The organism is Halanaerobium sp. ST460_2HS_T2 (assembly GCF_003337665.1).
GTDB classification, from domain to species: Bacteria; Bacillota; Halanaerobiia; order Halanaerobiales; family Halanaerobiaceae; genus Halanaerobium; species Halanaerobium kushneri.
This window is the reverse complement of record NZ_QPJF01000062.1, coordinates 1-4,874: the sequence shown is the minus strand read 5'-3', so window position 1 is coordinate 4,874 and position 4,874 is coordinate 1. Positions and strand designations below refer to the sequence as shown.

Annotated in this window: 5 protein-coding genes; all 5 read left to right on the top strand. The window is 31.8% G+C overall.

Annotated elements, in window-relative coordinates; translation table 11 throughout:
• Positions 1-239: 239 nt before the first annotated feature.
• Complete coding sequence (locus tag DFR80_RS14940; protein ID WP_233493939.1) at positions 240-875, top strand: MBL fold metallo-hydrolase; 636 nt, start codon at positions 240-242, stop codon at positions 873-875.
• Positions 876-1,086: 211 nt separating this feature from the next.
• On the top strand, positions 1,087-1,848 hold the full coding sequence (locus tag DFR80_RS14935) for a DeoR/GlpR family DNA-binding transcription regulator (protein ID WP_076545645.1): 762 nt from the start codon (positions 1,087-1,089) through the stop codon (positions 1,846-1,848).
• 22 nt (positions 1,849-1,870) lie between these two features.
• Entirely contained in the window at positions 1,871-2,803 is a 933-nt protein-coding gene (gene pfkB, locus DFR80_RS14930) for a 1-phosphofructokinase (RefSeq protein ID WP_076545644.1), read from the top strand.
• 24 nt (positions 2,804-2,827) lie between these two features.
• Complete coding sequence (locus DFR80_RS14925) at positions 2,828-3,277, top strand: PTS sugar transporter subunit IIA (protein ID WP_076545643.1); 450 nt, start codon at positions 2,828-2,830, stop codon at positions 3,275-3,277.
• Positions 3,278-3,307: 30 nt separating this feature from the next.
• Positions 3,308-4,696, top strand: a complete 1,389-nt coding sequence (locus tag DFR80_RS14920; protein WP_076545642.1) for a PTS fructose transporter subunit IIC — start codon at positions 3,308-3,310, stop codon at positions 4,694-4,696.
• Positions 4,697-4,874 lie beyond the last annotated feature (178 nt).

Genomic DNA, 4,874 nt, shown 5'->3' with positions numbered 1-4,874 from the left:
GAAATGAAGTTTAAATATACATTTGAAAGATAAAACCCTACTAAAGAAATATTAATTAACTTCTATAGTAGGGTGGCCGTCAGGCCATTTTGTTCTTTGAGCTAAAGTTAAAATTATAAGACTTAAAAAGTTTTAAATTTTGAAATTTAACCCCAAAATATTATATAATTAAATAAAGAAAATAAATTACTCATAAGCTTAAAAGATTTTACAGTACTTTAATTAAAAGGGGGAGTGATATGATGAAAATTAAATGGTGGGGTCATTCCTGTTTTTCAATTGAAATAAATGGAATTAAAATCTTGACTGATCCCTATGATGATAGTCTACCTTATAAAAAATTTGATGATTATCCAGATTATGTAACTGTCAGTCACGGGCATTTTGACCACAATGCAGTAGAAAGAGTTAATGGTGATTTTAAAGTGGTAGATAGTGAGAAAGGTTTAAAAAATGATGATCTGAACATTGAAGCATTAAAATCTTATCATGACAGCAGCAAAGGTAAAAACAGAGGAGAAAATTTAATTTATTTAATGGAAATAGGCGATTATAGAATCTGTCATCTCGGAGATTTAGGTCATTTGTTAGCTGAAAAGACTATAAATAAAATTAAAAATGTTGATCTGTTACTGATTCCTGTAGGAGGAAATTATACAATTGATGCTGAGACTGCTTATAAACTTACCAAAAAAATAGAACCAAAATTAATTATTCCAATGCATTTTAAAACAGATATATTAGATTTTCCTATTACGGGTGTAGAAAAATTTACCGATAAATTCGATGAAGAAGAAGTTAATTATGTTAATGAATCTGAAATTAATCTTGGTGAGACAGAAAATAAGCAGGTTATAGTTTTAAATTATAGTTAAAATAATTTAATATGGTTAGTTTATTCTATAAGTGACTTTATAAAAATATCTCAAACTGCAGTTTTATTATCATAACTGCAGTTTTAATTTTTTCTACAATTTTTTGAAAATTGTGTTGACAAACAAAAACGAATAATATATAATCATAAATGAACACAAACGAAAGTAAACAATCATAAACAAACAACAATCACGAAAAGAGGTTTTATTAATGTTTGCGGAAGAGAGAAGAAAGAAAATAGTAAAATTATTAGAGAATCAAAAACGAGCAAGTGTTAATGAACTAAGCAGTAAATTTGATGTTTCACGTGCAACAATAAGAAGAGATTTAAGTGAATTAGAAAAAGAGGGATTTCTTCGTCGTACTCATGGAGGAGCTATTTTAAGTGGTAGCAGTAAATTGGAACCAAGTTTTAAAGAAAAAGAAGATAAACTGGCAAAAGAGAAAAGAGAAATTGGAAAAAAGGCAGCAGAAATAATAAGAGATGGAGATACAGTATTTATTGATGCTGGAACAACTACCAGATATATTATTGACTTTTTAAAAGGGAAAAAAGATATTACAATAGTAACGCATGCTCTGCATATCATTAATAAAATAAATGAAGATAATCTTAATTGCGAATTAATTGTAATTGGAGGAAATTTCAAATGGTCAACAGAGGCAATGATCGGTCCGCTGGCAGAAGATATTTTAAAAAAATTACATGTTGATAAAAGTTTTATCGGTTCTAATGGCTTTAATTTGGAATCTGCAGCTACAACCCCTGATTTAAATGAGGCAAAAATTAAAGAAATTGCTTTAAATATAGCAGGTGAGAATTTTATTTTATTTGATCAGAGTAAATGGGAGGAAATATATTTTTATCGATTTGCTGAATTAAATCAGATTGATTTTATTATTACAGATTCAATAGAAGAAAATAAGGCAAAAGTTCTTGAACAGGAAGAAATTGAAATAATTTTAGCATAAATTTAATAATGGAGGTGAGCAGATGATTTTAACAGTTACTTTAAATCCGGCTCTGGATAAAATAATAATTCTGGATAATTTAAAAGTAGGAAAATTAAATAGAGTAAAAGATACAACAGTTTTAGCTGGAGGAAAGGGAATAAATGTATCAGAAGTTTTAACAGAATTAGAAATTGAGAATAAAGCAATTGGGATAGTTGGTGGTAATAATGGCAGAAGAATAACTTCAATGCTTGAAAACAGAGGGGTCAAATCGGATTTTATCTGGTCTGATTTTGAAACAAGACAAAATTTAAAAATTAAAGAAAAAGAAACCAATCGGGAGACCGAAATTAATGAAGCGGGTAGAGTTAGTCAGGAAAATATTAATGATTTTATTAAATCATTTGAAAAAGCAATTAAAAAAAATAAAACTTTTGTACTTTCAGGAAGTTTACCGACAGGAGTAGACAAAGATATTTATGCCTTATTAATTGAAAAGGCTAAAGAAGAAGAAGCAAAAGTAATCTTGGATAGTTCTGGTGAAGAATTTAAACTGGCTTTAAAAAAGGCTCCTTATTTGGTAAAACCAAATTTAGAAGAAATTGAAAATCTATTGGGAAGAAAGATTAATAATAATGCTGATCTAAAAAAAGGAGCAAAATATTTACTTGATCAGGGAGTAAATATTGTTATGATTTCGCTGGGAGCAAAGGGAGCTTTTATTGCTTCGGAAGCTGAAGGATATAGAATTTATACCCCGCAGGTAAAAGTTTCTCAGACTACAGTTGGTGCTGGTGATACTATGGTTGCTGGACTGGCTGCTGAAATAGATGATAATCAAAGTTTAAAAGAAACTGGAATTTTTGCTGCAACACTGGCGACAGCTTATGTGAAAATTGGCTCGATAGCTAAGATTAATGATAAACTAATCAAAAGAATAAAAAATAGTACTAAGGTTGAAAAAATTTATTAATTAAAGAAAAGGGGTATTAAAAGAATGGAAGTAAATGAATTTATTAATCAGAATTTAATTAAAATGAATTTAAAAAGTGAGGATAAAGAATCTGTTATTAAAGAAATGATAGAAATTATGGCTGAAAATGAAATAATTACTGATAAAGATGAAGTGATAAAAAAAGCAATGGAAAGAGAGGCTAAAGGTACAACTGGAGTTGGAAAAGGTGTTGCTATTCCACATGTAAAAAGTGATGCAGTTAAAAAACCTGCTGTTGCCTTTGGTCGTTCTAAAAAAGGTATCGATTATGGTTCTATGGATGAAAAACCAAGCTATTTATTTTTCTTAATCACTGTTCCCGAAGAATCACATGATGAACATTTAAAATTGTTAGCTAAACTGTCCAGAAATTTAATTCATGATGATTTTAGGAACAGCCTCTTAGAGGCCAAAGATGAGGAAGAAGTAATGAGTGTGTTGGAAAATATTTAAATCTATTTTAAAAATTAGGAGGAGTAGTTTATGAAAAAAATTGTTGCTGTAACTTCCTGTCCAACTGGAATAGCACATACCTATATGGCTTCTGAATCATTAGAAGAAGCTGGCAAAAAAATGGATGTGCAGATGAAAGTAGAAACCCAGGGCTCTGTAGGTGTAGAAAATGAATTAACAGATCAGGATATTAAAGAAGCTGATGCCGTAATTATCGCAGCTGATACCAATGTTAGTAAAGACCGTTTTGGTGGAAAGTATATTGTTGAAGTGGCTGTAGCTGATGCTATCAATGATGCTGAAGCCTTAATTAATCAGGCTCTTGAAGGTGCTGAATCTGGTAAAGAAAGTGAAGTGGATTCTAATCTTTATTCACAGGTAAGTGATGAAAAATCCAAGCGGAAAGAAAAAAGAACCGGTGCCTATAAGCATTTAATGACTGGGGTTTCTTTTATGCTTCCCTTTGTTGTTGCAGGAGGTCTTTCAATTGCACTGTCCTTTGTTTTTGGTATTAATGCTGCTGAACAGGAAGGTACACTTGCGGCTGCATTAATGCAGATTGGTGGAAGTTCTGCCTTTGCTCTGATGGTTCCTATTCTGGCTGGTTATATTGCTTTCTCAATTGCTGATCGTCCTGGTATAGCTCCTGGTATGATAGGTGGTATGCTGGCAAGCAGCATTGGTGCTGGATTTTTAGGCGGTATTATAGCAGGTTTTCTGGCCGGTTATATTACACAATGGTTAAAAAAGACTATCAAACTTCCAGAAAATTTACAGGGATTAATGCCTATTTTAATTTTACCATTTTTAGCTAGTTTGATTGTTGGTTTATTAATGATTTATTTAATCGGACCACCAGTAGAAGGTATCATGAATGGTTTAGAATCATGGCTGCAGGGAATGACCGATGCTAATGCTGTATTACTGGGGCTGATTTTAGGAGCAATGATGGCTTTTGATATGGGAGGACCAGTTAATAAAGCTGCCTATACATTTAGTGTAGGACTTTTAGGTTCTGAAATTTATGGTCCGATGGCTGCAGTTATGGCAGCTGGAATGACTCCACCGCTTGGACTTGCTCTGGCAACTGTACTGTTTAAAAATAGATTTACCCGTCAGGAAATTGAAGCAGGTAAACCTGCCTGGTTTATGGGGATTTCATTTATTACAGAAGGTGCTATTCCTTTTGCTGCTGCTGATCCAATCAGAGTTATTCCTTCAATAATGACCGGTTCAGCTATTACAGGTGCACTATCAATGTTATTTGGGGTTGGTTTAAGAGCTCCACATGGAGGTATATTTGTCCTTCCAATTCCTAATGTTGTAAGCAATCTTGGATTTTATGCTCTGGCAATTATCGCAGGTACTATAGTAACTGCTTTAATGTTGAGAATAGTAAAACCAAAATTAGAGGAGTAGCAGCAGATATTAATAATTTCAAGCCGAAAATTTAAATTCAATAGTTAATTTAAAGAAGGTATCAGTTCTGATGCCTTCTTTTTATTATATAGGAAATTATGCTTTTGCAGGAATGTGGATAACTTTGTAGAAGGATAAAAATATTATGAGCCCAAAACAAAGAGGAAAACGTATTAAA